We start from the raw sequence: 518 nt of genomic DNA on the forward strand, positions 1-518 counted from the left end.
GGCCAGGATGAGCGAATTTCTGATGTATTTTTTGGCCTTTGGATTCATCAGTACTCCCTGATCCGCCAGATCCCATCCAGGTCTCTCTGGAAAAAGATGGAGTAGGCGATGGGACGGGATACCCCATCGAGCACCTGCTCCCGTGTCACCAGGTATTCGGCCGTGTCACCCCTTGCCTTCACGAAAACGGGTGTCGGGAGGGACTGGTGGACCGCCGGAAGCTGGTGTTTTATGGCTTCCAGGAATCCCGTGTACCGGTCACGGGACTCAGGGAGGAAGTACACCATGGCCCCCTGTACATCCCGGGCGGTGAGGGATACGGAAACATCATCCCACCGGCCGGTAAGGACCGGCCCCAGTTGGGAAATGTCCTCCATAACCACAGTTCGGTGCGAGGTATATTCCTGGGCGCTTGCGTCAACCACTGTCACGACCGCGTTGTAGATGCCCGCGTACTGGTAGGTATAGGAAACCGCGCTATCATCAGAGGCGTAGATGTCCACGACCCCGTTCCCGTC

The 518-nt window shown here is 57.7% G+C and carries 1 protein-coding gene; it reads right to left on the bottom strand.

What is annotated here, in order from left to right:
- Nucleotides 1-47: 47 nt before the first annotated feature.
- The coding region (locus P1S46_12450; GenBank protein MDF1537273.1) for a hypothetical protein at nt 48-518 on the bottom strand (471 nt) is incomplete at its 5' end.

The organism is bacterium (assembly GCA_029210545.1).
GTDB lineage: Bacteria > BMS3Abin14 > BMS3Abin14 > BMS3Abin14 > BMS3Abin14 > JARGFV01.